Genomic DNA, 25331 nt, shown 5'->3' with positions numbered 1-25331 from the left:
ATCTACGACGACGTCGCGGTGATGGTGTACGTGATGGTTCCGGTAGCAACGGGATTGGGCGGAGCCGTACCGGTCGGCATGGTCACGCTGATACACAGCTGATCACTGCCGTTGACGGGAAGCGAACGATTCAAGGCAGGGAATTGCTTCGAGGTTCCGAGGCCGGAGACCGTGCTGACGGCGGCACCTGTGCATGCACCCCCCGATGGAAGTCCGCTGTGCACCGAGGAATTGAGCACATTGCCCAGCGCAGTGTTACTGGCCAGCACGGAGATGGTGTAGGTGTTGGCGACGGATCCGGTCGCATTGCTCACCAACAGCCCGGCTGCGACGGTATCCCCGGGGAAGATCGCGGGATTGGCCAGAGTCGTCGAGAACGCGATCGGATTGTTGTCCACCGCGGGGTCACCGACTTTGATATCGAGCCTGCCGGTCGTGAAGGTGCCTGACGTCGCAGTCGCCGTATCCGACCATGCAGCAAGGGTTCCCACCGCGCCGAGGCCGAGCACGATGCCGATCGACATGAAGGCCCGAGCTCGCGCACTGATGAGCGCGACACCGACCCGACGGAGAACCGTCTTCGGACCGACTGAGTCCTTGTGACGCGACATCAGGGCTGCGCCCCTTCCATATCCGTCCGCGCACCCGACGATTCCGGGCACTCGGCTCTGTTGCTGTTGTCCCACTGCACAACGAGATCGACTGCAGCAGAGGAGGACCAGGTGTCGTTTTTAGCTGCTTCGGCCATCGTGATCGTGGAGTCGATTCGCTTCTTCTGGCCGGCCTCGAGGTCGATCCACGCACACGATTCGGCCGACTCGCCGCCGCCGATCGACGCGCTCAGAGCTCGAAGGAACGCCGGGTTGTCACTGCCGAAGGTCAGCCAGAGACGCCCGTCTCGGTCGGTGTCGTTGAACACGTGGAACTGCGATGTACGCACGTCGCCGGGAACCCATCGAATGTCGCTGTCGTACAACGGGCTCGGAAAGTCGGTACTCCAGCGCTCGCCGTCATCGCTGTACTTGACCGTCTGCGCCGCTTGCGACGGACCGGCACCCATCAACAGAACGACCGCGATGCCGGCGAACGCTGCGGTGCAGGCGGCAAGACCGGGGTGCTTCATCGCGCCTGCTCTTTTCGGCTCCGGTAGCGATCGACACCGGCCCCGACGAACATCACCAGCGCATAGCCGAACAGACCGATCACGATGACCGCGACCGTGATCTTGCGCTGCTCACCGTTCAGCCAGTTGTTGACGTAGCCCATGTACGGCACCGAGTACCAGACCTTTCCGCGAATCTGCCCGATCTGCACCGGGTTCTCGTCGTCGGATCCGTTGTTGTCCCCGCGAGTGACATAGGTGGTGATACCTCGTCCGCTCTGCCGGGTCGCCACGATGCGGTGAGTCACCACTTCGGGCTCGCCCGAACGGATTTGGTAGGTGATCGGTGTGCCTACCTCGAGTTCGGCTGCGTCGGCGGGCTTGACCACCACCAGGCTTCCCGGTGGGTACGTCGGCTTCATCGAGCTGGTGAGAATCGTGTACGGCGTCGAACCGGTGACTTTCGGAATGACGACGGTCACCCCGAGGACGAACAACATCGCCGCCAGAAGCGTGTACGACGCGATCCGGCTCACCCACCACCAGAGACCGGTCCGGTTCTCCTCGGATACGTCCGTGACGGTTTCGATCACGTCCGTGTCGTCGTCGGCACTCATGTCTGGTCCGCCCGGAACGAGAACGTCACCGTCGACGACGCGCTCTGCGGCGGAGTGGCACCGACGGCGAGCCGAAAGCACCACACTTCGCGGGCGCCTGCGGCCAACAGTCTGGCCGCCGGTGGCACCGGAGCTTGCGCACCACTGGCGTTTCCGTTGTACAGCAGTGTCGTCGGTCCCGTCGGTGTACCTGTCGCCGGGCAATTCGTCTCGGCCGCAACAGTTGTCGCAGTCAGAACAAGGGGGACTATTCCGGTCGACGTGGTTCCTTGCAGTCGAAAGTTGAACGGTACGTTGCCGGAGTTCCGAATCGACAACGGTGCCTGCGAGAAACCGTTCGGTCCGAGACCGGTCGAACCGAGCGCAGCGAGAACGTAGTCGTTCACTTCTGCTCCGTTCGGGCCGACCTTGATGTCCAAGGTGCCGGAGTTGATGGTCCCGCCTTCGACGACCTCGTCGTCACGCCACAGCGCGCCCGTCGTCTGTGCTGATCCGAAGACCACCACCGCGACGGACGCGGCTGCGAGCGCCCAATAACGACCGTGCTTGTTCGTCACTGCAACAGATCAGGGACGGACCTGGTCGAGCGTCAGGGTGAAGTCGTTGAGGTCGACGCTCTCGTTCTGTGCGATGAGATCCGCAGTCGCTTCATCGAACGTAATGGTCACCTCGACGGAGATGGTCTGAGGCGATGTGGTCAGCGGTAGGTCCACGGCCGAACCGTTCGGAAGGGACGTTCCACCGTTGACCGACACCTCGGTGTCGAGAGCGGCAGCAAGGTCGGCGTCGCCGGCAACATTGGTGAAGTCCGCGGTGATCGAAGCGCGAAGATTGTCTCCTGCCCAATTGACGGTGTACTGGGTCGAGTACTCGAGAACGTCGCCCGGCACGATGAGGAAGCCGGACGGGTCGGCTCCGAGAGTCACGTTCGGAGTGACCGAGGTTTCGGTCCAGTTCGCGGTGCCGGCAACCGGAGCGAAATTGAGCTCACCGGAGTTGATCTCACCTCCGGTGACCGTTTCGGTGTCCTGCCAGAGCGCATAGGATCCCAAACCGCCGAGCAGCAGTACCGCTGCCGCCCCCGCGGCTATGGCACCCTTGGTTGCCTTGTTCATTCGTTGTCGCTTTCTTCGGTGGCCCTTGTTCGCTAGGCCGAGGGGAGGTGACCCGGTTGCGGGTCGGTCGGCCGGAATGTGGGCCTCCGCAACTTGTGCGATGTCCATTGTTTCGGCACGACCGTCTCACCCGTTACCCAAGTGAAGGTAAAAGTCCGAGGGAATGTTCGGCCGCCTGTTTCATACTTTTGGTTTACACAACTACATGGTGTGTAAAGCTACCCAAATTACGAAAACTTCTGCCCTGCAGCGGATTTCCCAGCAAGACCGCTCGAATACAGCGAACACAGTACTTTTTCGCGCTGTTTTCCTACTGAAGGCGCTGTTTCCTTGCATTGGTGAGAGCGACTCCCGACGGCATGTCCGGGCACGAAAAAGCCCCGAGGCCGTGGGGCCTCGGGGCTTGGAGTTTCGCGTGGCCTGATTACCGCAGAATGTCCCGCCGAACGATGGTTTCGTCGCGGCCCGGTCCGACTCCGATGCACGACATGTACGCGCCCGAGAGCTCCTCGAGACGCAGGACGTAGTTCTGCGCGTTGATCGGCAGTTCCTCGAACGTACGGGCACCGGAGATGTCTTCCCACCAACCGGGCATCTCTTCGTAGATCGGCTTCGCATGATGGAAACCGGTCTGCGTCATCGGCATCTCGTCGTGGCGGACGCCGTCGACGTCGTACGCGACACAGATGGGCACCGTGTCCAGACTCGAGAGCACGTCGAGCTTGGTCAGGAAGTAATCGGTGATGCCGTTGACGCGGGTGGCGTACCGCGCGATGACGGCGTCGAACCAGCCCGTGCGTCGTGCCCGCCCGGTGGTGACGCCAACCTCGCCGCCCTGCTTGGCCAGGTATTCACCGTGATTGTCGAACAGCTCCGTCGGGAACGGGCCCGAGCCGACACGCGTCGTGTAGGCCTTCAGGATGCCGAGGACGGTCCCGATCTTGTTGGGGCCGATACCGGAACCGACCGATGCGCCGCCCGCCGTCGGGTTGGAGGACGTGACGTACGGGTACGTGCCGTGATCGACGTCGAGCAGAGTGCCCTGCGATCCCTCGAGCAGAATCGTCTCGCCGCGCTCGAGAGCCAGGTTCAGCTGCAGCCTGGTGTCGGTGATGCGGTGCTTGAAGCCCTCGGCCTGCTCGAGCACCTCGTCGACGACCTGCTGCGAGTCCAGCGCCCGCCGGTTGTAGATCTTCGAGAGCACCTGGTTCTTGAATTCCAGTGCAGCCTCGACCTTTTGGGTCAGGATCTTCTCATCGAGCACATCGGCTGCCCGGACGCCGACGCGAGCGAGCTTGTCCTGGTAGCACGGCCCGATGCCGCGGCCGGTGGTTCCGATCTTCTTGGCTCCGAGGAAGCGTTCGGTCACCTTGTCGATGGCCACGTGGTACGGCATGATCAGGTGCGCATCGGCGCTGAGCAGCAGGTTCGTGGTGTCGACGTCACGCTTTTCCAGGCCGTCGAGTTCGGTGAGCAGCACACCCGGGTCGACGACGACGCCGTTGCCGATGACGTTCTTCACGCCGGCTGTGAGGATTCCCGACGGGATCAGGTGCAGCGCGAACTTGTCGCCGTTCGGGAGAACCACGGTGTGGCCGGCGTTGTTGCCGCCCTGGTAGCGAACGACCCACTGGAGTCGTTCGCCGAAAAGGTCGGTGGCTTTGCCTTTGCCCTCGTCGCCCCACTGGGCGCCGATCAGGACTATCGCCGGCATGTGCTCTCCTACGTTGCTTTCGTGCGAGGACGTGCTGCAGATATTGCTCGATCGAACGCAGCCGTCACCAATTGCCGCAGGCGCGACAGTGGCCGGGGGAACAGTCTAGCCGAGGCGGTGAGCTGGCCCGCATGCCGCTACGGTGGAGCCGAAACGAGGGCACTATGGTCGTTCGAGGGTTCACCGATGATCTAGGAGCGCCGTGACACCGTTCGTTCTGCACTGCGGAAACCCGCCGTTGCCGATCACGCTGACCGACGTCCCATTGCGCAACGCCGATGCCGTGCCTACCGACGACGACTGCAACGCACTGTTCGCCGACATCGAATCGGCCCCCGCACCGCGCATCATCGTGTTGGGCGACGACGCCTCGCTGGCCGCCGTCCTGACCAGGTTGATGCGCACCGAACGCCTCCACATCGAGGTCGCGTTCGTGCCCGATACCGCGACCAACGCCGCCCACATCTACAAGCTCGGCACCGGATCGCGCGCGGCCAAGGTGGCACTGACCGGTACGGCGTCGAGCACGCCCCTCATCCGCGACGACGCGGGCAAGGCCGTTGTCGGGCGGGCTCTGCTCGGCGGCGGTGGCGGCGCGGACCTCGAAGGCGAGGCGTACGTCGACGACACTCGGTTGTTCTCCGGAGTCGTTCCCGGCGTCGAGGTGGCACCGACCCCGGAGCTACCGGGCCTTCGTGCGCGGGTGATCAGCCGTCGACGACTGCTGCCGCGCCGCTGGGTGAGCGGACGCGCGATGCAGCTCGGCTCCCCCGCCGCAGACCTGATGCGCGACGGCATCGCCGGCGACAGAACAGTCAAGCGGTCGACGTTCTACCGTCACCACGAAGAGTGGTTGCTGGTCCGATGACCGTTCCGGTGCGCCGCAGTCCCGTTCTGCCGAGCCCGGTGTTCGTGGCCGTTCTCGCCGTCGCAGGAGTGGGCGGCGCGCTGGCGTGGACAGCGGAGGACGTCACCTCTCTCACCGCCCGACTCGGGGTGTTCGTGCTGGTGCTCGCCGGGTGGATCGCCTCGGTGTGCCTGCACGAATTCGGGCACGCGTACACCGCATTTCGGGCCGGCGACCGCGAAGTCGAACTCCGCGGCTATCTGACGCTCAACCCGCTCAAGTACACCCACCCGTTGCTTTCGATCGTGCTGCCGGTGCTGTTCATCGCGATCGGCGGAATCGGGCTTCCGGGCGGTGCCGTGTACCTGCGAACCGACCGATTCTCGGCGTCGACTCAGCGGCGCATCGCTCTCGCCGGACCGTTCGCCAACGCCGTTGTCGCCGTGGTCCTTCTGATCGTCATTCGGATGTTCGGCACCGACGGCACCCATCAGGCCTTCTGGTACGGGCTCAGCTTCCTGGCGTTCCTGCAGATCATGGCCACGATCCTGAACCTGATTCCGGTGCCCGGACTCGACGGATACGCCGCACTCGAACCCTCGCTCTCACCCGCCACCCGCGCCTCGCTGAACCAGTTCAAGGGTTACGGAATCCTCGTTCTCGTCGCGTTGCTGTTCGTGCCCGCGGTCAATTCCGCCTTCTTCGGGGCGATCTACACCCTGTTCGGGCTGTCCGGTGTTCCCGAGTTCTTCGCAGGCAACGGAAACTACCTGATGCGATTCTGGCTGTGACCCGAGCGCCGGGAAGGACTGCACGACACCGACCGTGACCGACGGGATTTCCGTCGCTTTCGAGAAGTTGTGTGCAGCAATTCCCGATTCGGTCGGTGGCGGGTCGCATAATTCCCCCATGACGACGTGGAACGACTTCTCGACAGCCGCCCCGAACCTGGCCTCGGCAGTGCAGGCCAGGTTCACCGCCCACAAACACCACGTACTCGCCACACTTCGGGCGGACGGCTCACCGCGCGTGAGCGGCACCGAGGTCGAGTTCGCCGACAGCGGTGTGCTGCGCCTCGGTTCGATGCTGGGGGCAGTCAAAGCACGAGATCTGCAGCGCGACGGACGGTTCGCGCTGCACAGCAATCCGGGTCACCATTCGATGGAGGGCGGGGACGCGAAGATCGGCGGCCGTGCCGTCGAGATCACCGATCCTGCTGTGCTGCAACCGATATTCGACGCCACACCGGGTGAACTGGTGCCGTACCACGTGTTCGACCTCGACATCACCGAGGTCGTCCTGACGTCACTGGTGGACGATCACATGCAGATCGACGTGTGGCGTCCCGGCTCCGAGGTGCACACCGTCACCAGGTGAGCTCTTCCTTGCAGGTCCGGCCGTGCGCGGTAGGTTCGACCTGGACCGTGGCGTGGTCGAGACCGTAGGCGGACAGCAACGACCGGGCGCGATCGAGCACCATCGACGACGACCCCTCGCACTCGAGATGCACTGTGGCCACGTCCATTCCGGTGGTCAGCGTCCACACGTGCAGGTCGTGAACCCCCGTCACGCCCGGCAGCGCGCTCAGGTCGCCGGTCAATGCGTCGACGTCGACGTGCCCCGGACTGGCCTGGGTGAGAATGCGCAGTGCCGAGCCGGCGAGCTTGATCGCGCGCGGGATCACCCACAGGGAGATCAGGACACCGACGACGATGTCTGCCCAGGTCCACCCGAACACGACCATCAGCACGCCGGCGACGAGCACCCCGACGCTGCCGACCGCATCGGCCAGAACCTCCATGTACGCACCGCGGACGGCCAGGGAATCCTTGGCGTCGCCGCGAATGAGCAGCATGACGACGATATTGGCCGCGAGACCGGCTGTCGCAGTGAGAATCAACGGAACACCGGGGATTTCGGGAGCGTCGCCGATGCGCGAGACCGCCTCGTACATGATGAACGCCGCAACACCGAGCAGCAGAACGGCATTGGCGATGGCGGTCAACACTTCCGCCCGATGCCAGCCGAAAGTCCTTGCCGCTGCAGCACTTCCCTTGCGGGCGAGCACGAGTGCGATCAAGCCCATCGTCATGCCGAGCACATCGGTGAGCATGTGGCCCGCATCGGCGAGCAGGCCGAGCGAGCCGATCGCCACGGCGACGGTCGCCTCGACGACGAGAAACACCACCAGGATCGCGAGGGCGACGATCATCTTGCGAACGCGGGACCTGGGTGGCCCCGCACCCGCAGGCGTGTGTCCGCCCACGCCGTGGCTGTGCCCGTGACCCGCGCCCATGACTCCCCCTCGTGACTGCATCGACTTCCGGGAGTCACCATATGCGTACATACGCATATATGCAATGGTGTCCTCGGGTCACAACTCCGGAGGGACGTGCGGGTGCTTCACCGTCGGCGGAAGCGTCGCCAACGCAGAGATACGCTTGAGCCCGGCAACCTGCAGCAGGTCGACGATGATCGACCGCAACTGCGCCAGGACCACCGTTGCCGACAGACCGGCGTTCGAGATCAACTCCGGTTTCGCACCGGCCGCAACCGACCGCAACACTCGTGCAGCCTCTGCCGCATCCGGCTTCTGACCCGGATCGGCAAGGATCATCTGCCGCAGGACCTCCACCGCATGCGCCAATTTCTCCACTTCGTCGACGACGCGCGGATCGAGGATCTCGTCGTCGCGCACCAGCGTCAGCGACCGTCGCGCGAGCACCCGAATGTTGCGGACGGCGTTGTCGATGGGATCGGCCGTCGCCGCCAGCGACGCCAGACGGTTGCGGTGATTCCAGTACATCGGCGAGATTCGCGCGATCTCCCGGCCGCCCTTGAGATCGGTTCGCAGAGCATCGATACCCGACTGCGTCGCACGCGCCTTACGCAGCGCCTCCTCGATCGGCTTGGGATCGTTCGCCACCAAGCCGTCGGCCACCTTCTGCAACACACTCGCAGCCGTGGCCAACACACTCGCCGCATCCTTGCGGGCCCGCCACACCGGGTGCGTCGGGATCAACGCCACGATCGCGATGCCCACCAGACCACCGACCAACGCGTCGACCATGCGGTTGGGGCCACCCATGTTGCCGGGCGGGATGAGCGTGGCCACCAGCACCGCGGACGATCCGGCCTGCATCGCGATGATCGGCCCGCCGTCGAGGAACACCGCTGCCGACATCGCCAGCACCACGACCAGAGCGATCTGCCACGGCCCGCTACCGATCAGCGAGATGAGCAGATCTCCGATGCCGATGCCCACCGTCACTCCGACGACGAGCTCGGCCGATCGGCGCAGGCGAGCACCGAGCGAGACGCCGAGCGAGACGACAGCGGCGATGGGTGCGAAGAACGGGCTCTCGTGACCGACGATGTCCGTCGCCACGAACCACGCCACTCCCGCAGCCAACGCGCACTGAATGATCGGTAGCAGCGACAACTTCAGCCGAGCACTGCCCGACTTCAGCCGGGTTCGACCCCGCGCCCGGCTGGCGCGAGCCCGATCAGCCCAGGCCGAGCGCTTCTGCTGCCTTGGGGTCACAGTCTTCGAGGAGGTCGAGGCAGCGGGCGTACTCGTCGTGCTCGTTGATGTCGCGGGCCGCTTTGGCGAGGACTGCGACGCATCGGAGGAATCCTCGGTTGGGCTCATGGCTGTACGGGACCGGCCCGAATCCCTTCCATCCATTACGACGCAACTGGTCAAGACCTCGGTGGTAGCCGGTACGAGCGTAGGCGTACGCCGTGATGGTGGCTCCCGACTCGAGCGCCGCCTCGGCCAGGTAGGCCCACGCGATGGACGCCGTCGGATGCGCCGCCGCGACGGTCTCGGGTGCCTCGTGGTTCAGCAGCGCGGATTCGGCCTCGTCGTCGCCGGGCAACAGTGTGGGTTGGGGTCCGAGCAGATCACCGAAAGAAGTCATGGCGCTCATTGTGCCCCTACGTCACCGAATCGTGTCCGAACACCCCCGGTGGCGCTCGCGCCGAGCGCCCGACACGGTCGATAGGCTGCCAGCTGACGAAATCGAGAACACGTGAGTTCTCGCAGGATTCGGTGAACGAGGGAGAACGCATGCCGGACGAGAAGAAGAAGGCACCCTCCGAGGCCGACGCAGCCACCGAGAAGATCGATCTCCGCAAGAAGAAGGTCGACGAGCCGGCCGACGCAGCCACCGAGAAGATCGCCACTGCTCCGGCCGAGGAACCGGCCGCAGCGGAATCGAAGCCCGTCGCAAAGCCGACCGCGGCCCCGCGTCGTATCCCGCCCCGAAACCCGTCCGAGAATCGGACCAAAGATGTTGCGGTTGAGAAGAAATCACCCGCCACCGTGCCACAACCAGTCGGGCCGAGAAGGATCGAACCGCAGAAACCAGGGTCGAAGCAGGTCGGTCCCCAGCGCATCGGACCCGACCCGACGGAACCCGGCACACCGAGTCACAAGAAGTGGTGGGCGGCGCTGGTGGCCGCAGTTGTCGTGATCGGGGCAGTGGCCGCCGGTGCATACCTGCTGATCGACCGCCCGAGCGTCGACGACTCCCCGGAGGCCCGGATCAGGACGACCGTCGAGTCGTTCACCAGAGCCTTGGCCGTCGGCGACCTCGCCACACTGCGCAGCACCTCGTGCGGTGACCTGGCGACGTTCTACCGAGACATCCCCGACGCGGAATTCGCCGACGTCCATCGCGTCTCGCTCGCGCAGGGCAACATCCCCACCGTCGACAGCATCGACGCCATCCAGGTCGGTGACGACGACACCGCGATCGCTCAGGTGATCGCGCACACCGACGCGAACCCGAACGATCGCTCCCCGCGCACCTTCGACCTGCGACTCGACGGCGACCAGTGGAAGGTGTGCAACTGACCGACGTGAGCGGCGGAGCCTGCGGGTCGTTCCGCAGGCTCCACTCCTACCTCGTAGCCTGCTACGAAGTTCCGCTCACGGGGATCAGCCGGCGCTGACGCTGCGACCGGCGGACTTGAGGTCGTTGCAGGCCTCGACGACACGGGCCGCCATACCGGCCTCGGCCTTCTTGAGGTAGCTGCGCGGGTCGTAGGCCTTCTTGTTGCCGACCTCGCCGTCGACCTTGAGCACACCGTCGTAGTTGGAGAAGAAGTGTCCGGCGATGGGACGGCTGAACGCGTACTGGGTGTCGGTGTCGACGTTCATCTTCACCACGCCGTACTCGAGCGCCTCTTCGATCTCGCTCTTCGCCGAACCCGATCCACCGTGGAAGACGAAATCGAAGGGCTTGGATCCCGATGCCAGACCGAGCTTCTCCGACGCGACCCGCTGACCGTCTGCCAGCACCGACGGCTTGAGCTTGACGTTGCCCGGCTTGTACACGCCGTGCACGTTGCCGAAGGTCGCCGCCAGCAGGTAGCGCGAGCCCGCGTCGCCTGCGCCCAGGGCCTCGACCGTCTTGAGGAAGTCCTCGTTCGAGGTGTAGAGCTTGTCGTTGATCTCGGCCTCGACGCCGTCTTCCTCGCCGCCGACGACACCGATCTCGACCTCGAGAATGATGTTCGCAGCCGCAGCGCGGGCCAGCAGATCCTTGGCGATCTCGAGGTTCTCGTCGATCGGGATGGCCGAGCCGTCCCACATGTGCGACTGGAACAGCGGGTTCTTGCCTGCGTCGACGCGCTCCTGCGAGATCGCGATCAGCGGACGAACGTACGTGTCCAGCTTGTCCTTGGGGCAGTGGTCGGTGTGCAGAGCGATGGTGACGTCGTACTTGGCCGCGATCACATGCGCGAACTCGGCGAGCGCCACGGCACCGACGACCATGTCCTTGATACCGAGCCCGGAGCCGAACTCGGCTCCGCCGGTCGAGAACTGGATGATGCCGTCGCTACCCGCGTCGGCGAATCCCTTGATGGCGGCGTTGATGGACTCGGAACCCACACAGTTGATTGCCGGAAAGGCGAACTTGTGTTCCTTCGCCCGGCCCAGCATCTCGGCGTAGACCTCGGGAGTTGCGATAGGCACGGCGTCATTCCTCCATAGAAAAGTTCGGTTGTGTCCAGTGCAGTATGGCAACCTCCCGGCCCGGTGTCGTGCGTACCCGCACCCATCCGGTCATTCCGCAGGCTCCACTCCCGCACCCCTCCGGTCATTCCGCAGGCTCCACTCCCGCTGACGTCGGCCGGGAGCGACGGCCCGTCGACGGTGCCGAACAAGCCATCACGTTCACAGCAGAGCGACACCATCTGTTCAGGACTTACCAGTTTCGGCCGGTAGTGTGGGCGCGGTGAGTCTCCTAGCTGCCTCGGAAACGATGACGACGAACCTGGCCCTGTTGCCGGGCTTTCTCGACCCGGTGAACCTGCTCAACTCCTTCGGGCACTGGGTGTTGATCGGGCTGCTGCTGGTGGTCTTCATCGAGTCCGGGCTGCTGTTTCCGCTGCTCCCAGGTGATTCCCTCCTCTTCACGGCCGGGTTGATCGCCGCGTCGAAGTCCACCGAGATCGAGCCGTTCGCGTCCATCTGGACCCTCGTCGTTCTGATCCCGATCGCGGCCATCCTCGGCGACCAGGTCGGCTATCTCATCGGCACCAAGGGTGGCGCGGCCCTGTTCAAGAGCAACGATTCGCGATTCTTCAAGAAGAAGTACATCGACGAGTCGCACCTGTTCTTCGAGAAGCACGGCCCGATCACCATCATCCTGGCGCGCTTCGTACCGATCGTGCGTACGTTCGCACCGGTCGTCGCCGGTGCGTCGCACATGAAGTACTCGCTGTTCCTCACCTACAACGTCGTCGGCGGCGTCCTCTGGGGCGCGGGCGTGACGGTGCTGGGGTACCTGCTCGGGCAGATCGCGTTCATCCGCGAGCACGTCGACATCATCTTCCTGATCATCGTCGCCGTTTCCGTCCTCCCCATCGTCGCCGAGGTCGGCAAGCGCATGATCAAGGCCCGCAAGACCCCGCTCGGGGAGGCGGCCGACGTGATCGAGGCCGACGCCCCGGACACCAAGTCCTGATCGAGATCTTCCGAAAGTGATCGAGTCCATGTCGTCGATTACCACTGCGCTGTCGACCGAGTCCGTCCAGGCCGCCGGCAGTTTCGGTCCGTTGGAGACAGCGGGCCCACTCGTCGTGTGGATCGTCGTGATGACCTTCGTGTTCATCGAATGCGCAGTGATCATCGGGTTGTTCCTGCCCGGAGACTCGATGTTGATCACGGCAGGAATCGTGATGGCGACCCACGCGTCGGGCACCGGTCACATCTGGGCGCTGTCGCTCGGTGCGATGGTCGCCGCCATCGCAGGCAACCAGGTGGGCTATTCGATCGGCCACCGCACCGGCTCGACTCTGGTGGCCCGCAAGAACGGCAAGTATCTCAACACCAAGAACCTGCACAAGGTCAATCTTCTGCTCGAGAAGCACGGTTTCTGGGCGGTGCTGGTCGCGCGGTGGATCCCCTGGGTCCGCACCCTGTGCCCGCTGGTCGCAGGTGCTGCGAAGATGGATCACCGCAAGTACACGATCGCCAGCACTCTCGGTGCCATCGTCTGGGCTCCGGTGCTGCTGCTGATCGGGTTCTACTTCGGGTCGTTCATCGAGGGCATCCCCTGGCTGATGCCCGCCGTCCTCATCGGCATGGTGGTGCTGCTCGTCGTCGGAACCGGTCTCGGTATCTGGCAGTACCGCAAGGAAATGGCACGGCCCGAAGAGACCATCGAGGTCGAAGAGGTCGTCGAATAGGGTCTGCGTCGGTCCGCCCCGACGAGGTGTTCTAGAAACCCGCAGCCGAGACTCGGTAGGCCGCTTCCATCAGCATCCAGCCGCCGAGCTGCACCGAGAAATCCCGTTCGGGCACATCGGACGGTCGGACCGTGCCCTCGGCGAAGGTGGCGATGTGCAGGCCTTGCCCCGGGAAGCGGGCTTCGCGGGTCCAGTCGGCTCCGAACAGTGGATTGTCTTCCACTTCGAGACGGTTCTCCCACGCCGACTCGGCCGAGTTCAGCACGATCGCCGCAGCGAGTTCGCGTGCCCGGTCGTCGGCGTCCGAGTCTCCGGGTAGCTCCACCGCGACCATCGCCAGGTAGCGCGCGAGGATCGGGTTGAACAGGCCGCCGTCTCCCCCACCGCCGCCGGTGACGACGAGGTTGCGGGTCAGGTGGTTGTCGACGGCGTCGACCAGGGCATGGACTCGCTCGGCGTGCCGGGGTTCTCCGAGTCGGACAGCGAGTTCGGTCTCGAGGCCCAGCGTGACGCCCTGGCAGTAGCTGTACACGGCGCGTTCCATCTCGCCGGTCTTGCCGGCGTCGACGAGTGCACGAGTGGAATGCATTCCGTCCAGAACGAGCCCCGTACGCGGGTCCTTGAGGGTGCGGTCCATCCAATCGGCCATCTCCTGGGCACGCCACAGCCGACCGGTGCGGGCCAGCAGGATCGCGGCCGGGCCGTTGGCGGGTGCGTTGTAGAAGTCCGACTTCTTGCGCCACGGAATGCCGCCGCCCTCTGCCGGAGCCCAGGCGTCGAACAATTCCATCTCGATCTGCTGGATGCCACCGCGATTGCCGACGAAATGCTGCCGCTGCGCGCGTTCGAGCGCCAACCCGAGCCACGCCATGTCGTCGTAGTAGTTGTTGGTCCACCCGCTGACGTTGCGGGTTCGGTGCGCTCGGGTGATCTTGTTCAATCGCCGACGGCGCTTGGCGGTGAGATCGCGATCGGCGGCGTCGACCGCGCAATCGAGCAGGTGGGCCTGCCACCAGTAGTGCCAACGCAGGAACATCCGTTCCGAACGCGCCGGTGGCCAGGCGACGACTCCCAACGTCGTGCCCGGCAGCCCCCACAGCCGACGCATGTGCCGCGCGACGACGGCCCCCTCCGCAGCGTCCGCACGCTGCGACCACAACTCCTGCATAGCCGCAATCCTGCCACTACCGTTGCCGATTCGTTACATCCCGCCCCGGAAACCCCCTCGGACAGCGCTGCGACTCACCACGCTGCATCGAGATCCGCGTGCCGCCGAATCCACGAGTGCATGGCAATCCCGGCGGCAACACCTGCATTGATGCTGCGCGTGGAACCGAATTGCGCGATCGATACCGTCATCGAAGCCGATTCGCGGGCACTGTCGGTGACACCCGGTCCCTCCTGACCGAAGAGCAGCAGACAGTGACGCGGCAACTCCGCGGTCTCGATCGGTACCGACCCAGGGGTGTTGTCGACGGCCACGACCACGAGGCCCTGCTCGGCTGCGAACGCCATCAGCGCCTCCACCGAGTCGTGGTGATGGATGTGCTGGTAGCGGTCGGTGACCATGGCACCGCGACGGTTCCACCGACGACGTCCGACGATGTGGACCGCCTGCGCGGCGAAGGCGTTCGCGGTGCGCACCACCGTCCCGATGTTCGCGTCGTTGGTGAAGTTCTCGATGGCGACGTGCAGCGAATGCCGTCGGGTGTCGATGTCGGCGACGATCGCCTCGCGTCGCCAGTAGCGGTAGGCGTCGACCACGTTGCGGCGATCTCCGCCCGCGAGCAGGTCCGGGTCCAATCGCGGATCGTCGGGTGGCGGTTCGGTGTGCGTGTCGAACCACGGTCCGACGCCGTTCGGGTTCTCACCCCACTCGGTGGGGCCGGCATCGTCCGACGACGATTCGTTGCCGATCGTGTTCTCGCTCAATAGACTTCGTTGCTGTCCGGTGCGATGCGGAAGCCGTGTCCGGTCGCATCGTCGACGCACGAGATGCCGTTCTCGGCGGACGTGCAGGTGAATCCGTTCTCGGAGATGCTCGCTCCGACCGCCAGCGGTGGGTCGATCGTTTCCCCACCCGAGGTATAGACCACGCCGCCGGAGCACATGAACGCCGCCGGGCCGTCGTTGGTGACTCGAATACCGTTGCCCCAGTTGATCATGCAGTCCTCGGGCCGCGGCGGCACCGGGGTGGTGGTGCCCTGACACCCGGCCTCGACACGACTGGAGAGCGGCACGATCCCGCACTGGAACAGACCGTCGGGGGAACTGAAGTAGTACGCACCGCCGATGGCGGCGTACGTCGTCTGCGGTTCCGCGGTGGGCGGCGGCTCCACCGGAGGCGGGGGCGGCGGCAGTGGCACTTCCGTGGTCGTCACGGGCGCAGGAGTGGTGGTGGTCTGCGTCGTCGTCGGCACCGGAGTCGTGGTCGACGCAGGCGGTGGAGGCTGGGCAGCGGACTCACTGCTGCAGCCGGCGAGAACGAGCGCCGTACAGGCTCCGATTCCCACCAACCAGGCTCGTGCCCAACCCATTTGCCGTGCTCTGCTCGATCGCTGCCCGCTCGCACCCCACGTAATCGGCATGAAGAAACCCCGACCCACCTTTCGACATCGACTGCTCGAAAGACCGACGATACCGGCGCAGTGCCGGCATCGTCCGGCGAGGAGATCTAGGTGTGGCTCAGACGCCGGTTGACCTCGCGAGTGAGCCATGCGGGCGAGAAGCGCGAGCCGAGCGAGAGTGCCTTGGACGGCAGGCCGACCGGGAAATGCACCTTGTGCAACCGACGCTTCACCGGACGAGTCGCGTCGAAGATCGCGTCGGACACGTCCTTGACGGTGAGCTTGATACCCAACGAGCTCGTGGTGCCCGTCGACACGCCCTGCGTCATCGCCGTTTGGACGAACAGCGGCCACATGGCCTTGACCGAGATGTCGTACTTGCTCCACTCGAGATCCAACGCCTCGGTGACGCCGCGCACCGCGAACTTGGTCGCGCCGTAGGTCACCAACTCGGGCTGACCGTAGATGGCCGACGCGGAACACAGGTTGACGACCTGCGCGCCTGCGGTGTCCTTGAGGTACGGGAAGGCCGCGAGGGTGCCATAGATGACCCCGTTGAAGTTGATGTCGATCTGACGACGATGCACCGACAGCGGCATGTCCTCGAAGGCACCCGCGGCGAGAATTCCGGCGTTGTTGATCAGAATGTCGAGTCGACCGTCACCCTCGGTGACGAACTCCTTCAGCCGGGTTTCCCACTGGTCGGAGTTGGTTACATCCAAGATGCCGGTGACGACGCGGCCGCTGAGCGAGGCAGCTTCCTTGCCGAGCGAGGCCAAGCCGGTCTCGTCGATGTCGTATGCACCGACGAGGTAGCCGTTGGCCGCGAACTTGAGAGCCGTCGCGCGGCCGATACCGGCAGCTGCGCCTGAGATGAAGACAGTTGGTCGAGTCACATCGATCACCGTACATGTAACCCTACTTACCGGTAACCCCCTATCGTCGAATATCGAACAGTCGCCTCCGGCGACCCAGGAGCACCGAAGTGAACAACGCGAGAATCGTGCGAGCAGTCGTCGTCGTGACGATCGGATACGCCATCGTGCTGGCGATCTGGATCGGCTGGCTGATGAAGCGAACCCCGCCCGGGACGCTTCCGTACCAGCTGGCGGCCCTGGTCGCCGGATTCGGCGCGGCCCTCGGCCTGGCCATGATGCTCGCGGGACGACCGACGCGTGAGCAGAAGGAACTGATCGAACACGGCGTCGAAGGATGGGCGACGGTCGATGCGATCCGTCGCATCGACGAGAACACCGCCGAGTTGGACCTCGAATTCACCGTGCCCGGCTCGAGCAGCTACTTCGGCAAGATCGTCTACGACGTCCCCCGCTCGGACACCTCGCGGTTCGAGCCGGGCACCGTCATCGCCGTTCGCGTCGACCCCGCCCACCGCGAGCGAGTGCTGCTGCTACCCCGAAGCGAGGGCTTCGACGAGTAGGACCTGCGCCGCGACGTAGGTCGACAGGACTATGGCCTCCGCGGTCCGCCGCTGACGATCCTCGGTCAGGAACAGTCGGCGGAAGACGATCAGTGCGTCGGATGCAGTGAACAAGGCACCGCCGATCATCAGCCGTCGATCGCCGCCGCGGGAGACAGAACGAGCAGACAGGGTCGACGTGGTCGCGAGCACCGCACCGTACGCGATCAGGGTCGACGCCACCGCGGGCTGTCGCCTGGCCAGTAGCGTCGCCGCGGCCGCCCATCCGGCGTACCGCGGAACGGCGTCGATCAGTGCCGGACGCGCACCCTTGCGGTACAGCAGATACGTATAACTGCCCTGCATCACGGCGAACGCACGCGCACCCCATTCCAGAGCGGAGTCGTCGTCCGGGTCGATCAGTAGAACGTCGCCGATCGTTGCGGCCGCGAGACCAGCCGTGAGCACCCGATCTCGGCCCGGATCGAGGCCGCTCGCCAGGGCCGGGACTATCAGAGGCTTGGCCATGCGCTGCAACGGTATCGACCCCGTCCAGGCACCGACCACGGTCACCGCACCTGCTATCAGCGCGGCCGCACGAGCCCGCCGAACCCGACCGACAACCATCGCAGACCTCCACCCGAACATCTCGTCACAGTGAGCATCACATGTGACGCTGACCCCTATCGCTTGATACTCGCAGGTTGCGTCGCCATCGTGGAAAGGTCGGTCGGATCATTTCGAGGCAGTGGGGACCAGCATGCGCCGCAAACTCACCGGGCAGGACAGTTCGGGCCGCTCCGCGTTCGCAGGCCACCCCAACCCGTTGCTCCGCGACTGTGACGTTCGCCAGGCTCGCATCAAGCACTGGGTGACCGCACTGCTGATCCTCATGGTTCCGGTGTCGCTGTGGATCGGTGCCGCCGCCCACACCGATCAACAACAGCGACTCGAGGACCAGAAGACCTCGATTCACCAGGTCACCGCGACCACCACCGCCGCCGCCGAATCCACACCCGTCGCATCGACCGAATTCGGCGCGTCCGGCGCAGCGGCGACCGCCGTCGACTCACGGTGGGTCTACCGAGGCGTCGAGCACACCGGACGCGTCAGCGTGGACACCGGATCACCCGTCGGCACCACCACGCAGATCTGGGTCGACGACAGCGGCAACCCGAGCATGCGGCCACTGACCTCGTCGGACGTCGTGGCCGCGTCGATCTTCAACACCATCGGTAGCTGGGTGCTCGTGGCATCGATTCTCATCGGCTTCCATCACCTGATGCGCTTTCGCTACGACGGTCATCGGGACGCCGAGTGGGACCGCGACATCGCCGCTCTCCTCCGCCAGTACTGACGCGACCCCCGGTGCCCTTCCGCAGGTCACCTGCGCCGTTGCATTAGATAGTTAGTGTATGTAACAATAAATCGGTGAGTCACTCCGACGCAGACATCCGGGACCTTCTGTCGCAATTGGTCACCAGCTCGTCACGTTTCGTCCGATTGGCCGCACGGTTCGGCAGCGACGAATGGCCGAGAGCGTGGATGCGGGCACTGTCGTTACTCGAGGAATATCAGCCCCTGCGCATCAGCACGTTCGCCGAGCTGGACCGCTGCTCCCAACCGTCGGCGACGGCCTTGCTCGCCAAGCTGAGCAAGCGCGGCCTCGTCACCCGAACCGCCGATCCCGACGATTCCCGTGCCGTCCTCATCGAGATGACCGACGACGGCCACCGATGGCTCGCCGCGAGTCGACGCCACATCGTCGACGGACTGGTGCCGTACCTGTCCGACCGCGACCCGGAACAGATCCAGAAACTGACCGACGGACTGAGCGAGCTTCGCAGCATCCTCGAGCCCGTCGATCGCGGAATGAGAGGAACCTCTTCGTGACCACCAGCACCTCCCCCGACAGCCTGCTGAAGCAACCGCGAGCGGTGTGGGCCGTCGCGTTCGCCAGCGTCATCGCCTTCATGGGCATCGGCCTCGTCGATCCCATCCTCAAGCCCATCGGTGAACAACTCGATGCCTCGCCGTCTCAGGTGTCGTTGCTGTTCACCAGCTACATGCTCGTGACCGGATTCGCGATGCTTATCACCGGGGTCGTGTCGAGCCGCTTCGGACCCAAGCGCACCCTGCTGGCCGGACTGGCGATCATCGTCGTCTTCGCGGCACTGGCGGGCACGTCCGGATCGGTCGGCGAGATCATCGGTTTCCGCGCAGGCTGGGGACTGGGCAATGCCCTGTTCATCGCGACGGCGCTCTCGACCATCGTCGGTGCCGCATCGGGAGGTGTCGCTCGCGCGATCATCCTCTACGAGGCCGCTCTGGGTATCGGTATCGCCACCGGACCCCTCGTCGGTGGCGTTCTCGGCGGGTTCAGCTGGCGCGGACCGTTCTTCGGCGTTGCCGCACTGATGGCCGTCGCGTTCATCCTGCTCGTCGTCATGCTGCCGGACACCCCGAAGCCCGCGCACACCACCTCGATCCTCGACCCGTTCCGCGCGCTTCGTCACCGCGGCCTGCTCACCGTCGGCATCACCGCGCTGCTCTACAACTACGGATTCTTCACCCTCCTCGCCTACACCCCTTTCCCGTTGGACATGGGCACGTACTCCATCGGCTTCATCTTCTTCGGCTGGGGCCTGTGCCTGGCGATCGCATCGGTGTTCGTGGCACCGAAACTGCAGCGGGCCTTCGGAACGCTGAACATGATGATGCTCGCGTTGCTGCTGTTCGCCCTCGACCTGGCCGCCATGGCGATGTTCACCGAGAACAAGATCGTCCTCATCGTGGGAACCGTCGTGGCCGGGCTGTTCCTCGGCGTCAACAACACGCTGATCACCGAGACCGTGATGATCTCGGCACCGGTCGAGCGCTCGACGGCGTCGGCGGCCTACAGTTTCGTTCGCTTCACCGGCGGGGCCGCGGCTCCTTACCTGGCCGGCAAATTGGGCGAGTCGAACATGCACGTCCCGTTCTGGGTGGGTGCCGCCTGCACCGCTCTCGCCATCGTGGTCCTGGCGACCGGCCGGAAGGTGCTCGCTCATGTCGACGACCACGAACCCGCACCTCACAGCATCGACGAGGCCCGGGCCGTGACGGTCGGCGACTGAAATACCTTCACCTGAACAGGTTTTCGCGGCGGTCGAGATCTTCGGATCTCGACCGCCGTTGGCTTTCGCAATTCTCACTCGTCACATGAGTCCCATCAGTAACACTTTCATAACCAATTCTCAGGTAAAGGCTTGAACGGTTCCCGAGACCGGCCGGTTGGTTTACGGTCACGTCAACACGGTTGTTCGTGTGACTCACCAACTACACCCGTTCCGCGTGGGAGGGCGGGTGCGCGCAGCACTCTGCTGCCACTGACCGAAGGGCCACAATCTCCATGTCGCAGAAGTCGATCGCCAGGTCCAAGAGGGCGCGCCTCGCCGCTGCCGGGGCCGCCATGTCACTGTCCCTCTCCATCGCTGCACCGGGAATTGCCAGTGCGCAGGATCAGACACCCGAAAGCTCCGCAGTCGAGCAGCCGGCCACCGAGGGCGGCACCGAATCCGGAGCTCCCACCACCGAGGAGGGCGCAGCGGTCGAAGGATCCGCCACCGTCGACGCGCAGATCGAAGCACCTGCTCCGGCCGTCACCCCGGAAGACGCCGCAGCCGCAGCGGCCGCAGCCGTCCCGGCCCCCGAGCTACCGTCGACCATCCGCCCGCTGCCCCAGGTCACCGGCGGCGTCGTCTTCAACGACGACGGCACCGCGACGGTCAACCTCGACGTCATCCCGCAGCTGTCCGACGCGGAGAGGCAGGCGATCGCCGACGCCGAAGCGGCCAGCAAGCTTGCCGCCGAAGCATCTGCCGCCGCTCAGGTGCGCCTCGAGACCGCCAAGGCCGCCGACACCGCCGCGAGTAGCGACGCCACCAAGGCCGAGGTCGCTGCAGCCGAGGCCGACGTCAAGGCCAAGGCTGCCGTCACGGCCGCCGCATCGGCCAAGGTCCAAAGCGAGGCCGCGAGTGCTGCGGTCACCGCAGCCAAGAAGGACGCTGCCGAGCTCGAGACCGCGGCCGACGAGGCCAAGGCGGCAGCGGACCAGGCCGCAGCCGACGCGAAGACGGCGGAGGATCTGGCTGTCGAGCTCGAAGCCGCAGCGGTATCGGGCGACCCCGAAGCCACCGCCGCAGCTGCGGCCGCCCGCGCCGACGCGAACGCGAAGGCCGAGCTCGCCGCCAGCGCCAAGGTCGAGGCCGATGCGTCGACCAAGGCCGTCGAGGACTCCCTCCAGGCACTGCAGGACTCGTTCAAGAACTTCAACCTCGCCAAGGTCGCTGCCGCCACCAGGGCCGCAGCTGCCACCGCGGCCAAGTCGCTGGCCTTGCACATCGAGGCTCAGACCGCAGCTGCGGTGGCCGCGATGGCCGAGCAGAACGCCAAGAACCTCGAAGCCGCAGCCGAGGCTGCCGCAGGCGAGGAGACCGAATCGCAGAAGGCTGCAGCCGACGCCCGAACAGCAGCCGATGCGGCCAAGGCCGACGCCGACGCCAAGGCAGAGGCAGCAACCGCAGCCCAGGCCGCACTCGACGCCGCCCCGTCGGACGCCGACATCGCGGCACTGCAGAAGACGGCCGACGACGCCGCGCAGGCAGTTCTGGACGCCGACGCCGCGGTTGTCGCCGCCGATGCAGATCTGGCAGCCAAGACCGAGGCAGCCGCGGCAGCCAAGGCCAAGGCGACGGAGGCCGCGGACGCACTGGCAGCCGTACAGGCCGACGTCGATGCCGCCAAGGCCGATGCCGACGCGAAGGCCAAGGCCGAGGCCGATCTGAAGGCCGCAGCAGCCGAACTGGCTGCCAGCGGACCGAAATTCGAGTGGACGATCAACCTCGGAAATGTTGTCCGCGAGAACGTTCCGGTCACCGAGATCGACGAGAACACCGTCGTCGTCGACGAGACCGGAGTGTCACTGGTCGGTGTCAGGAACGAGGACGGATCGTTCACCGTCGCGGACTACTTCACCACCGACGAGAACGGTGTCGTCAGCGTTGCCGGCGATCTGCCGCCGGTCGATCTCGCTCTCGGCGATTCCCCCGACGAGGCATCGGGCGGGTCGGACAGCTCGTCCAACACCCCGGTGATCCTGGCCGGAGTCGGCGTGGTCGTGGTCGCGGCAGCAGGCGGAGCGTTCTACCTGCGTCGCCGCAGCTCCACCGATGCCACCTCGTAGAACCCGCTGGCTGTGGACGGCGATCCTGACCCTCGCTCTACTCGTATCAGGTTGTGCGAGTGACGAAGTCGGGATCGCCGCACCCGATCGCTCGCCCGTGCAGTCACAGATCTCGGTGGCTGCACCGGCGAGCGACGTCGCTCCCGCTCAGCCGGAACACATCGAACTCCGATCCTCGGACGGCACGACCTACCTGAGCAGCCCGATCCATCCCGACCCGCTCTACCGCGGCGGCGACAGTGGCCAGGTGCTGAACCCGGTCGACGAACTGCCCGCGTGGTGGGCCGAGAGCGGAATGCCGGGAACCTCGACCGAACAAACGGTAGTGGTTGCCGGACATAACTATTCGAAGCGTGACGCCCCGTTCAAGGCGTTGCGGGTGGTGACCCCGGGCGACACCGTCGTGTTGCGCACCCCGAGCGGCACCTTGCAGTACGCGGTCGAATCGGTCGGCCCTCTACCGAAGGGATCTCTGCTCGCGGACAACGAACTCCGACGCTCGGTACCGGGACGATTGATCCTCGCCAACTGCGACGTCCAGGGCGGCGAACCCACCGACGACAACTTCGTCGTCGTCGCGCAACTCGTTCGCTGACAAGCCCCTTCGAAGCCAGGGGCTACAGGCCGAGGTCCGCCAGGCCGAGGAGGGATCGATATTCGAGCCCCTCTGCGGCGATGACCTCGTCCGCCCCGGTCGCCCGATCGACCACCGTGGCCACGCCGACGACCGTCGCTCCCGCGTCCCGCAGAGCCTGCACGGCAGTGAGCGGAGAATTTCCGGTGGTCGTCGTATCCTCCACCACCAGAACACGTTTGCCGACGATGTCCGGACCCTCGATCCGACGCTGCATGCCGTGCGCCTTCGCGGCCTTGCGCACCACGAACGCATCGATCGGACGCCCCTGCGCATGCATGATCGACATCGCCACCGGATCTGCACCCATCGTCAGACCGCCGACCGACACGAAATCCCAGTCGGCAACCAGATCACGCATCAACGAACCGATCAGCGCGCCTGCCCGATGATGCAGAGTCGCGCGACGAAGATCGACGTAGTAGTCGGCTTCCTTGCCCGACGACAACGTCACCTTCCCATGCACGACGGCAAGCTCTTTCACCAAATCGGCCAGTTCCTGCCGGTCCGAATTCGCGGCACTGTCGGCCATGTTCGGATTCCTCTCGTCGCACCACGGATCTTCGATAGGTCGGTACGAACTTACCCACCGACCCGCGCAGGCGCTCCCGCCGGCTCCGCTGATCGTTCTGCCACTAGGCAGCGATCTCGGCCGACTGCTGCTCGTCGAGCAGTTCCTTGGTCTCCACGAACGGTTCCGGTGCGGTCAACGAACGAGCCCTGGCGACGAGCGAGGACGGGAACGTGCCGATCGCCTGCGACAACCGATACGCGTTGTCGTTGTACACCCGCACCGCGCCTGCGATACGGCGCTCGGTGACGTTCAGTTCACCGGCCGGGCCTTGAAACGACCAATTGCCCAACGCGTTCCGACGCGCATCGGCATCGGCGAGCACGGCGTGAAACGCGGCGGACAGGGCGTTCTCGGCGGCGGCCTGCGCCTGCAGACCCAGGCTGCGATCGCGCACGGCCTTGGACCACGAACGTGCACCGCCGAGCTGACGCAGCAGATCAGCGGACAGCCCGGTGGCCTCCGCGGCGGCGAGGAACGGGCCCAACTGCTCGTGACGCCGATCGAGCTCGACATCGACCAGCCGCAGACTCTGCTCCGTCTGATCGCTGTATCGACCGAGTCGACGCACCGCGACCACCACGTAACCGACCACGACAATGAGGACCAGGACTGCCACGACAACACCCGAAGAAACCGTCACGAGGTACGAATTTAGCCGCGTAAGCGCGTCTGCGCCCGTAAACACGCCCGAACTTCGATCACGGCTGATTGCGTCGGCGGTCCGAGTCGAACGGAATCGGACGCGAGACGGGCGGACGTGGCACCGGACGCGACGGATTCGCCCTACTTGCGGCCTGCGGACCGGCAGCATCGGGCCTCGGCGGACGCGGCCTGCGCCCCGGCTCCTGCGGACGCGGCTCCTGCACACGCGGTTCCTGAACACGAGGTTCCTGAACACGGGGTTCCTGGATACGCGGTTCCTGGACACGGGGCTCGGCGGCGCGAGGAGGCCGAACCCTCGGCTCAGGCGTGTTGGGTGCAGGGGTTCTGGGCTCGGCGACGGGCAGCTCCGGGCGTCGAACCGCCTGAATACGGGGTTCGGCCACGCGAGGCCGAGGATTGTTTGCCACGGGTGCTTGCTGCGTGGGTGCCTCGTGCACCGACGGCCTACCGGGATCACTCCGATCATCACCGGGGCGAGCGCCGTAGACCGCGCTTCCGCGAACCGGCGGCAGCACGTGCAACATGCCCGACAGTCTCGCGACCGCGTCGATCGCGGCATCCCAATCGCGACCGACACTGCCGAGCGGCAGTGACCCGAGCGTCCAGTCCTTCTCGCTCCACAGCAGCTGCAGATTCTCCGGGATGGACTCGGTGAACGCTGCCATCCGCTGGTCGCAGACACGCCGAGCGATGTCGACGTCGGTTGCGAACACCACGCGTGGACCGATGGAACCGAGCAGTTCCATGTCCTCGTCGCGCGGCGGTGGCGTCGAGCGCGGCCGAAGATCGATGTCGACATCCGAACCGACCGAGCGTTGCACGGCCACGATCGTGCCTGTCTCCTCGACGTCGAAGAGAACGAACTCCTCACCGCGTCGAACGCCGGTCACCACTCCGAGAGCCACGTCGAACTCCGGCTTGGACAGGGCAGCGCGCGAGAACCGCGTGACCAGTTCTCGATCGTGCGGTCGGTACTCGTATCCCTGAGCCTTGGCCCACATCTGCCGTACACGTCCGGACCGATCTCGCTTGGACCTGTCGATGTAGAGCAGGGCCACTGCACCCATCAGTGCAATTGCCGCAAGGCCGAACCACATTGCCGTCATCGCGAACCACCTTAATCGACATCGACACCTTCGCCGCCCACCACCGC

At 65.3% G+C, this 25331-nt stretch carries 30 protein-coding genes; 12 read left to right on the top strand and 18 right to left on the bottom strand.

The genetic code is table 11. The features are described 5' to 3' along the window. Positions 1 to 2: 2 nt before the first annotated feature. The 6 genes from CH276_RS19495 to CH276_RS19470 all read right to left on the bottom strand — a co-directional run bounded on the left by CH276_RS19495 (position 3) and on the right by CH276_RS19470 (position 4548). Entirely contained in the window at positions 3 to 611 is a 609-nt protein-coding gene (locus CH276_RS19495) for a SipW-dependent-type signal peptide-containing protein (protein ID WP_094630965.1), read from the bottom strand. Then, positions 611 to 1123, bottom strand: coding sequence for a hypothetical protein (locus tag CH276_RS19490; protein ID WP_094630966.1), 513 nt, complete (start codon positions 1121 to 1123; stop codon positions 611 to 613). Before CH276_RS19490 ends, CH276_RS19495 begins: the two co-directional genes overlap by 1 nt. Continuing rightward, on the bottom strand, positions 1120 to 1719 hold the full coding sequence (locus tag CH276_RS19485) for a signal peptidase I (protein ID WP_094630967.1): 600 nt from the start codon (positions 1717 to 1719) through the stop codon (positions 1120 to 1122). Before CH276_RS19485 ends, CH276_RS19490 begins: the two co-directional genes overlap by 4 nt. Continuing rightward, entirely contained in the window at positions 1716 to 2276 is a 561-nt protein-coding gene (locus tag CH276_RS19480) for a hypothetical protein (protein WP_094630968.1), read from the bottom strand. The genes CH276_RS19485 and CH276_RS19480 overlap by 4 nt, the downstream gene beginning before the upstream one ends. Before the next feature lie 9 nt (positions 2277 to 2285). Continuing rightward, positions 2286 to 2834 (bottom strand): alternate-type signal peptide domain-containing protein, encoded by a 549-nt coding sequence (locus CH276_RS19475; RefSeq protein WP_094630969.1) that lies wholly within the window; start codon positions 2832 to 2834, stop codon positions 2286 to 2288. A gap of 424 nt (positions 2835 to 3258) precedes the next feature. Further along, complete coding sequence (locus tag CH276_RS19470; RefSeq protein ID WP_032397149.1) at positions 3259 to 4548, bottom strand: adenylosuccinate synthase; 1290 nt, start codon at positions 4546 to 4548, stop codon at positions 3259 to 3261. Positions 4549 to 4750: 202 nt separating this feature from the next. Between CH276_RS19470 and CH276_RS19465 the strand changes: the two genes are divergently transcribed. From CH276_RS19465 to CH276_RS19455, 3 genes are all read left to right on the top strand, one after another. After that, on the top strand, positions 4751 to 5416 hold the full coding sequence (locus tag CH276_RS19465; protein ID WP_032397150.1) for a hypothetical protein: 666 nt from the start codon (positions 4751 to 4753) through the stop codon (positions 5414 to 5416). Beyond that, on the top strand, positions 5413 to 6186 hold the full coding sequence (locus tag CH276_RS19460; protein ID WP_045198668.1) for a site-2 protease family protein: 774 nt from the start codon (positions 5413 to 5415) through the stop codon (positions 6184 to 6186). The genes CH276_RS19465 and CH276_RS19460 overlap by 4 nt, the downstream gene beginning before the upstream one ends. A gap of 118 nt (positions 6187 to 6304) precedes the next feature. Further along, the gene (locus CH276_RS19455) at positions 6305 to 6772 is read left to right on the top strand and encodes a pyridoxamine 5'-phosphate oxidase family protein (RefSeq protein ID WP_176459341.1); all 468 of its coding nucleotides are present in this window, start codon (positions 6305 to 6307) and stop codon (positions 6770 to 6772) included. On the opposite strand, the gene CH276_RS19450 is transcribed toward CH276_RS19455, so the two are convergent. From CH276_RS19450 to CH276_RS19440, 3 genes are all read right to left on the bottom strand, one after another. Continuing rightward, positions 6762 to 7691, bottom strand: a complete 930-nt coding sequence (locus CH276_RS19450; RefSeq protein ID WP_094630970.1) for a cation diffusion facilitator family transporter — start codon at positions 7689 to 7691, stop codon at positions 6762 to 6764. The genes CH276_RS19455 and CH276_RS19450 overlap by 11 nt on opposite strands. Positions 7692 to 7769: 78 nt before the next feature. Then, positions 7770 to 8837, bottom strand: a complete 1068-nt coding sequence (locus tag CH276_RS19445) for an FUSC family protein (protein WP_094614127.1) — start codon at positions 8835 to 8837, stop codon at positions 7770 to 7772. Positions 8838 to 8901: 64 nt separating this feature from the next. Beyond that, positions 8902 to 9318 carry a DUF3151 domain-containing protein gene (locus tag CH276_RS19440; protein ID WP_032397398.1) on the bottom strand — a complete coding sequence of 139 codons (417 nt, stop codon included), beginning with the start codon at positions 9316 to 9318 and terminating at the stop codon, positions 8902 to 8904. Between the two features lie 149 nt (positions 9319 to 9467). Between CH276_RS19440 and CH276_RS19435 the strand changes: the two genes are divergently transcribed. Continuing rightward, the gene (locus tag CH276_RS19435) at positions 9468 to 10256 is read left to right on the top strand and encodes an Rv0361 family membrane protein (RefSeq protein ID WP_141214753.1); all 789 of its coding nucleotides are present in this window, start codon (positions 9468 to 9470) and stop codon (positions 10254 to 10256) included. A gap of 84 nt (positions 10257 to 10340) precedes the next feature. On the opposite strand, the gene fbaA is transcribed toward CH276_RS19435, so the two are convergent. Beyond that, positions 10341 to 11381, bottom strand: a complete 1041-nt coding sequence (gene fbaA / locus CH276_RS19430; RefSeq protein WP_094630972.1) for a class II fructose-bisphosphate aldolase — start codon at positions 11379 to 11381, stop codon at positions 10341 to 10343. Positions 11382 to 11670: 289 nt separating this feature from the next. Between fbaA and CH276_RS19425 the strand changes: the two genes are divergently transcribed. Next, positions 11671 to 12375, top strand: coding sequence for a VTT domain-containing protein (locus CH276_RS19425; protein ID WP_045198665.1), 705 nt, complete (start codon positions 11671 to 11673; stop codon positions 12373 to 12375). 28 nt (positions 12376 to 12403) lie between these two features. After that, positions 12404 to 13099 (top strand): DedA family protein, encoded by a 696-nt coding sequence (locus CH276_RS19420; protein ID WP_094631010.1) that lies wholly within the window; start codon positions 12404 to 12406, stop codon positions 13097 to 13099. Between the two features lie 31 nt (positions 13100 to 13130). Here the strand turns inward: CH276_RS19420 and CH276_RS19415 are convergent, their stop codons facing one another. From CH276_RS19415 to CH276_RS19400, 4 genes are all read right to left on the bottom strand, one after another. After that, positions 13131 to 14267 carry a glycoside hydrolase family 76 protein gene (locus CH276_RS19415; RefSeq protein WP_094630973.1) on the bottom strand — a complete coding sequence of 379 codons (1137 nt, stop codon included), beginning with the start codon at positions 14265 to 14267 and terminating at the stop codon, positions 13131 to 13133. A 74-nt stretch (positions 14268 to 14341) separates the two neighbouring features. Continuing rightward, entirely contained in the window at positions 14342 to 15031 is a 690-nt protein-coding gene (locus CH276_RS19410) for a TrmH family RNA methyltransferase (protein WP_176459340.1), read from the bottom strand. Beyond that, entirely contained in the window at positions 15028 to 15636 is a 609-nt protein-coding gene (locus tag CH276_RS19405; RefSeq protein WP_176459350.1) for a DUF6636 domain-containing protein, read from the bottom strand. Before CH276_RS19405 ends, CH276_RS19410 begins: the two co-directional genes overlap by 4 nt. A 137-nt stretch (positions 15637 to 15773) precedes the next feature. Then, positions 15774 to 16562: an SDR family oxidoreductase gene (locus tag CH276_RS19400; RefSeq protein WP_045200914.1), complete on the bottom strand. Its 789-nt coding sequence runs from the start codon at positions 16560 to 16562 to the stop codon at positions 15774 to 15776. 89 nt (positions 16563 to 16651) lie between these two features. Here CH276_RS19400 and CH276_RS19395 point away from each other — a divergent pair, with 89 nt between their 5' ends. Beyond that, positions 16652 to 17104 carry a hypothetical protein gene (locus CH276_RS19395; RefSeq protein WP_032397157.1) on the top strand — a complete coding sequence of 151 codons (453 nt, stop codon included), beginning with the start codon at positions 16652 to 16654 and terminating at the stop codon, positions 17102 to 17104. Here CH276_RS19395 and CH276_RS19390 read toward each other — a convergent pair. After that, entirely contained in the window at positions 17075 to 17710 is a 636-nt protein-coding gene (locus CH276_RS19390; protein WP_045198660.1) for a lysoplasmalogenase family protein, read from the bottom strand. The two genes, CH276_RS19395 and CH276_RS19390, sit on opposite strands and share 30 nt — an antisense overlap. A gap of 133 nt (positions 17711 to 17843) precedes the next feature. Between CH276_RS19390 and CH276_RS19385 the strand changes: the two genes are divergently transcribed. The 5 genes from CH276_RS19385 (at position 17844) to CH276_RS19365 (ending at position 22902) form a co-directional block, all read left to right on the top strand. After that, complete coding sequence (locus CH276_RS19385) at positions 17844 to 18440, top strand: Rv1733c family protein (protein ID WP_094630975.1); 597 nt, start codon at positions 17844 to 17846, stop codon at positions 18438 to 18440. 74 nt (positions 18441 to 18514) lie between these two features. After that, positions 18515 to 18976, top strand: coding sequence for a MarR family winged helix-turn-helix transcriptional regulator (locus CH276_RS19380; RefSeq protein WP_094630976.1), 462 nt, complete (start codon positions 18515 to 18517; stop codon positions 18974 to 18976). Continuing rightward, positions 18973 to 20199, top strand: coding sequence for an MFS transporter (locus tag CH276_RS19375; protein ID WP_094630977.1), 1227 nt, complete (start codon positions 18973 to 18975; stop codon positions 20197 to 20199). Before CH276_RS19380 ends, CH276_RS19375 begins: the two co-directional genes overlap by 4 nt. Before the next feature lie 275 nt (positions 20200 to 20474). Beyond that, positions 20475 to 22307 carry a hypothetical protein gene (locus CH276_RS19370; RefSeq protein WP_094630978.1) on the top strand — a complete coding sequence of 611 codons (1833 nt, stop codon included), beginning with the start codon at positions 20475 to 20477 and terminating at the stop codon, positions 22305 to 22307. Continuing rightward, positions 22294 to 22902 (top strand): class F sortase, encoded by a 609-nt coding sequence (locus CH276_RS19365; protein WP_094630979.1) that lies wholly within the window; start codon positions 22294 to 22296, stop codon positions 22900 to 22902. Before CH276_RS19370 ends, CH276_RS19365 begins: the two co-directional genes overlap by 14 nt. Before the next feature lie 22 nt (positions 22903 to 22924). On the opposite strand, the gene pyrE is transcribed toward CH276_RS19365, so the two are convergent. From pyrE to CH276_RS19350, 3 genes are all read right to left on the bottom strand, one after another. Next, positions 22925 to 23473: an orotate phosphoribosyltransferase gene (gene pyrE / locus CH276_RS19360; protein ID WP_032397163.1), complete on the bottom strand. Its 549-nt coding sequence runs from the start codon at positions 23471 to 23473 to the stop codon at positions 22925 to 22927. A gap of 103 nt (positions 23474 to 23576) precedes the next feature. After that, entirely contained in the window at positions 23577 to 24155 is a 579-nt protein-coding gene (locus tag CH276_RS19355; RefSeq protein ID WP_032397164.1) for a LemA family protein, read from the bottom strand. 58 nt (positions 24156 to 24213) lie between these two features. Further along, positions 24214 to 25284 (bottom strand): hypothetical protein, encoded by a 1071-nt coding sequence (locus CH276_RS19350; protein ID WP_094630981.1) that lies wholly within the window; start codon positions 25282 to 25284, stop codon positions 24214 to 24216. Between the last annotated feature and the right edge of the window lie 47 nt (positions 25285 to 25331).

It is taken from the genome of Rhodococcus sp. 06-470-2, from assembly GCF_002258235.1.
GTDB lineage: Bacteria > Actinomycetota > Actinomycetes > Mycobacteriales > Mycobacteriaceae > Rhodococcoides.
The sequence above is the reverse complement of the archived record's forward strand: the minus strand, read 5'-3'. Positions and strand labels throughout refer to the sequence as shown.

Bases quoted from the DNA above. Each gene is read 5' to 3' on its own strand.
- CH276_RS19365 (WP_094630979.1), top strand. From the start codon at position 22,294: ATGCCACCTCGTAGAACCCGCTGGCTGTGGACGGCGATCCTGACCCTC.
- CH276_RS19435 (WP_141214753.1), top strand. From the start codon at position 9,468: ATGCCGGACGAGAAGAAGAAGGCACCCTCCGAGGCCGACGCAGCCACC.
- CH276_RS19390 (WP_045198660.1), bottom strand. From the start codon at position 17,710: ATGGTTGTCGGTCGGGTTCGGCGGGCTCGTGCGGCCGCGCTGATAGCA.
- CH276_RS19470 (WP_032397149.1), bottom strand. From the start codon at position 4,548: ATGCCGGCGATAGTCCTGATCGGCGCCCAGTGGGGCGACGAGGGCAAA.
- pyrE (WP_032397163.1), bottom strand. From the start codon at position 23,473: ATGGCCGACAGTGCCGCGAATTCGGACCGGCAGGAACTGGCCGATTTG.
- CH276_RS19495 (WP_094630965.1), bottom strand. From the start codon at position 611: ATGTCGCGTCACAAGGACTCAGTCGGTCCGAAGACGGTTCTCCGTCGG.
- CH276_RS19420 (WP_094631010.1), top strand. From the start codon at position 12,404: ATGTCGTCGATTACCACTGCGCTGTCGACCGAGTCCGTCCAGGCCGCC.
- CH276_RS19425 (WP_045198665.1), top strand. From the start codon at position 11,671: ATGACGACGAACCTGGCCCTGTTGCCGGGCTTTCTCGACCCGGTGAAC.
- CH276_RS19440 (WP_032397398.1), bottom strand. From the start codon at position 9,318: ATGACTTCTTTCGGTGATCTGCTCGGACCCCAACCCACACTGTTGCCC.
- CH276_RS19460 (WP_045198668.1), top strand. From the start codon at position 5,413: ATGACCGTTCCGGTGCGCCGCAGTCCCGTTCTGCCGAGCCCGGTGTTC.
- CH276_RS19385 (WP_094630975.1), top strand. From the start codon at position 17,844: ATGCGCCGCAAACTCACCGGGCAGGACAGTTCGGGCCGCTCCGCGTTC.
- CH276_RS19370 (WP_094630978.1), top strand. From the start codon at position 20,475: ATGTCGCAGAAGTCGATCGCCAGGTCCAAGAGGGCGCGCCTCGCCGCT.
- CH276_RS19455 (WP_176459341.1), top strand. From the start codon at position 6,305: ATGACGACGTGGAACGACTTCTCGACAGCCGCCCCGAACCTGGCCTCG.
- CH276_RS19350 (WP_094630981.1), bottom strand. From the start codon at position 25,284: ATGACGGCAATGTGGTTCGGCCTTGCGGCAATTGCACTGATGGGTGCA.
- CH276_RS19490 (WP_094630966.1), bottom strand. From the start codon at position 1,123: ATGAAGCACCCCGGTCTTGCCGCCTGCACCGCAGCGTTCGCCGGCATC.
- CH276_RS19485 (WP_094630967.1), bottom strand. From the start codon at position 1,719: ATGAGTGCCGACGACGACACGGACGTGATCGAAACCGTCACGGACGTA.
- CH276_RS19475 (WP_094630969.1), bottom strand. From the start codon at position 2,834: ATGAACAAGGCAACCAAGGGTGCCATAGCCGCGGGGGCGGCAGCGGTA.
- CH276_RS19450 (WP_094630970.1), bottom strand. From the start codon at position 7,691: ATGGGCGCGGGTCACGGGCACAGCCACGGCGTGGGCGGACACACGCCT.
- CH276_RS19415 (WP_094630973.1), bottom strand. From the start codon at position 14,267: ATGCAGGAGTTGTGGTCGCAGCGTGCGGACGCTGCGGAGGGGGCCGTC.
- CH276_RS19405 (WP_176459350.1), bottom strand. From the start codon at position 15,636: ATGGGTTGGGCACGAGCCTGGTTGGTGGGAATCGGAGCCTGTACGGCG.